Annotated in this window: 3 protein-coding genes and 1 pseudogene; 1 reads left to right on the top strand and 3 read right to left on the bottom strand. The window is 66.0% G+C overall.

The annotated features are described in order from the left end of the window. Positions 1–37 precede the first annotated feature (37 nt). The 3 genes and pseudogenes from QT222_RS03745 to QT222_RS03735 form a co-directional block, all read right to left on the bottom strand. Positions 38–880: pseudogene (locus QT222_RS03745) on the bottom strand (type II secretion protein); the annotation flags it as partial. Positions 881–912: 32 nt separating this feature from the next. Beyond that, positions 913–1,374 carry a DUF7311 family protein gene (locus QT222_RS03740; RefSeq protein WP_491476352.1) on the bottom strand — a complete coding sequence of 154 codons (462 nt, stop codon included), beginning with the start codon at positions 1,372–1,374 and terminating at the stop codon, positions 913–915. Beyond that, positions 1,371–1,919: a DUF7310 family coiled-coil domain-containing protein gene (locus tag QT222_RS03735; protein ID WP_491476351.1), complete on the bottom strand. Its 549-nt coding sequence runs from the start codon at positions 1,917–1,919 to the stop codon at positions 1,371–1,373. The genes QT222_RS03740 and QT222_RS03735 overlap by 4 nt, the downstream gene beginning before the upstream one ends. A gap of 138 nt (positions 1,920–2,057) precedes the next feature. Between QT222_RS03735 and QT222_RS03730 the strand changes: the two genes are divergently transcribed. Beyond that, on the top strand, positions 2,058–3,140 hold the full coding sequence (locus QT222_RS03730; RefSeq protein WP_004057524.1) for a tubulin/FtsZ family protein: 1,083 nt from the start codon (positions 2,058–2,060) through the stop codon (positions 3,138–3,140). Positions 3,141–3,175 lie beyond the last annotated feature (35 nt).

Below are 3,175 nucleotides of genomic sequence, written 5' to 3'. Positions count from 1 at the left end.
TCCGGTCGGCGGGGTCGCCGTGACCCTGCGTGTGTTACGCGAGAATCGTCGTGAGCGTCTCGACGGGAGCCTCTGCATCAGCAACGAGACGGACAGCGCGCCCCGGTGCACGCACTCCGGAACCGGCATCGACCGCGCCCCGAGCGGGCGCGTCGTGTGCGGCGGCGAGCGTCCGTGCGGCCTGTTGGTCGAGTTTCGACTCCGGCGGGTCGAGGTGGTAGACGAGACCGTTCGGGGTCTCGTACTGACGGGCGACCGCGCCGGTATCGAGGTCGGTCGTGGCGACGAGTCGCCCGTCCGCCGGCGGGCGCGGGTCGACACGTGAACGGGCGAGCGTCGGGCCGACAACCGCACGGAGCGCGTCGTCGTAGTCGGTCGTTCGAGTAATTCCCTCGGAAAGCCCGGTTTCGGCCGCAGCGCGGCGTATCGGACCGGCGCGGCCGTTTGCCTCGTAGGCGGCGGCGAGCGGGTCCCGACGAGCACGCTCGGCGAGTCGTTCGTCGTGGAAGTGCACGCGCTCTGCGAACCGGCCAGCGGCGACGAGCAGACCGGTCGCGGCGTCGTCGTAGCGACGTTCCAAGCCGTCGGTTCGGACGACGACGCCGTCTGCGTCGCGCGTCTCCAGTGCCTCGATAACCGTGGCGCGGCAGGCGGGGGCGTGAGCCAGTAAACCGCGGTTCGGACACGCCGATGCATCGACGGCGAGCGTAACTGTCTCGTCGTGCGGCCGGTCGGTCGGTGTAGTGAACTCAGTTGTACACTCACAGGCGTCCGAGGAGGAAGAATCCAGAAGGTAGTCACCGGTCGCGTCGGCGAGGCGGTCACCGAGCGTGTCCGGGAGCGCAGAGGCGATGGTTTCGGAGAGGGAATCGAGGGGCATGCGATGGGGTGGCCCCGTCCGGGTATTTGAACCTACGCCACCGACGAGTCGACGTGAGCCGGAGCGATAACGACCACAGAACCGTCGGTATCGGACGCGAGCGTCAGTTTGAGGCGATGCTGTCCGGGGCCGAGGACGAGTCGTTCACCGACGACCCGAACTCGCGGGCCACCAACGCGCCGCACGACGGTCGGACCGGACGAGGTGGTTGCCGTGAGTTCGACGCCGTCGCCGCCGCGAATTGAGAGTCGAGAGACACCCGCTGCTCGCCACGACCCCGATGGGACGGTGAAGGCGACGTGTCGCTGCGCGCCCGCGACCCCGGCAGGTGTCGGGTCTTCGGTGGTCGCGAGGGTGGCCGAGGCATGCGCGAGTTCGTCCGCCATCGTTCCGATTTTGACGGTTGTCGCGTCCGCTCTCGCCGCGTCGGCCGCGGGAAAGGCCACGCCCGCAATGGCGACGGCGAGGAGACACGTGAGAACGACGCGAATCACAGTGCGTCGCGGAGGCGAGTGGCCAAGCCGCGGCGGTCGTCGTCGGCGGCGGCGTTGGTCCGGTCAGTGTTGGTCCGGTCAGTGTGAGTCGTACGAGCCGAGTGGGGTACACGCGTGTTGTTGGCGGAGGTAGCAGTCGTCGACTCGGCCGATTGCTTGTCTGCTGGCTGAGATGCAACCGCTTGCGCGAATGCGTCGTCAGATTCATCGATGAGTGCGGCTTCCAGCGACTCCGCTTTGGCGAGCGCGGCGTTCGCCCGTCGCTCGACATCCTCGTTGACGGTGCGGACGCCGCCCAGATAGCCTCGAATCGCCTGCGTCGCGGCGTCGACTTCGTCGAGGCGGTCAGTGAGCGTCTCGACAGCTGATTCGAGGTCGGTGATGCGTTCTTCGACGGCGGCGAGGTCTTCGAGATTCGAGAGGTCGGCGTCAGTTCCAGTCAGCGTGCGCTCGACCGCGTCGAGTCTCGAAACGAGTTCGGCAGTTCGGTCCGTCGCGGCGCGAGCGTGACCATCTGTATCGAGTCGGACAGGGTCGTTCGTCATAGCACGGGGTGGTCCCGTCATCCGACATAAAGCTCAGGAACAGTTAGTGAACGAAAGCGCGAGGGCGAACTGTCGACAGCGGAGGGCATCAAAGTAGGGTGGGGAACGTTCAAGACGGGGCCAAGAGTGGATTGTGATATGAAGACCGTCCTGATTGGTGTGGGCCAAGCGGGTGGAAAGCTCACCGCTGCCCTCCAGTCGTTCGACCAACAGATGGGATTCGGTGCCGTCCTCGACGCCGTCGGGGTGAACACCGCGAAAGCTGACCTGCAGTCGCTTCCGTTCGAGACCGTCCTCATCGGACAGGACCGTGTCAACGGACACGGTGTCGGCGGCGACAACGAACTCGGCGCTGAAGTGATGGAGTCTGACAAGACCGAAGTCATGTCCGCATTGGACGGGCGCGTCACGGCCGAGGCGGAGTCGATATTCGTCGTCGCCGGACTCGGCGGCGGGTCGGGGTCCGGTGGCGCACCGGTGCTCGCAAAGGCGCTCCGCCGCGTGTACAACGTACCAGTCTACGTTCTCGGTATCCTCCCGGGTCAGGACGAAGGTGCGATGTATCAGGTGAACGCCGGTCGGTCGCTCAAGACCGTCGCCCGCGAATCCGACGCCGTCCTTCTCGTCGACAACGATTCGTTCCGTGCATCCGGTGAGTCGATGAGCGAAGGATTCGACGCCATCAATCAGGCAATCGCCCGGCGCGTTGGACTTCTGCTCGCCGCCGGCGAAGCGACCGAAGGCGTCGGTGAGAGCGTCGTCGACACCTCCGAGGTTATCAACACCCTCCGCTCTGGGGGAATCGCCGCCCTCGGCTACGCCAGCGCCGAAGCGTCCCCAGAGGCGGAAGACAACATCAATACCGTGATGAGTACGACCCGCCGCGCGGTCCTGACGGGGACGAGTCTTCCAGACGCCAGTAACGCCGACTCCGCGCTCGTCGTCATCGCCGGGGAACCCGATACGATTCCCCGAAAAGGCGTCGAACGCGCGCGTCGTTGGGTCGAGGAGGAAACCGGCAGCCTTCAAGTCCGCGGCGGCGACTTCCCGCTCGAAAGCGGTCATCTCGCCTCGCTCGTTCTCCTCGGCGGTGTCGAGCGGTCCGAGCGCGTCGAAGCGTTCATGGAGCGCGCTCGTGAGGCTATCGAACAGACGGAGACCGAACAGCGGGATGACCCGAACGAGATGTGGCAAAACGACGAACTCGAAGACCTCCTATAGCGCCGCCACACACGTCTCGAAGCGCACGCTCTCAG

This window comes from Haloferax sp. s1 (assembly GCF_058382125.1).
The sequence above is the reverse complement of the archived record's forward strand: the minus strand, read 5'-3'. Positions and strand labels throughout refer to the sequence as shown.

What these genes read in the sequence shown, in the direction of transcription:
- QT222_RS03735 (WP_491476351.1), bottom strand. Translation starts at nt 1,919, where the DNA reads ATGACGAACGACCCTGTCCGACTCGATACAGATGGTCACGCTCGCGCC.
- QT222_RS03730 (WP_004057524.1), top strand. Translation starts at nt 2,058, where the DNA reads ATGAAGACCGTCCTGATTGGTGTGGGCCAAGCGGGTGGAAAGCTCACC.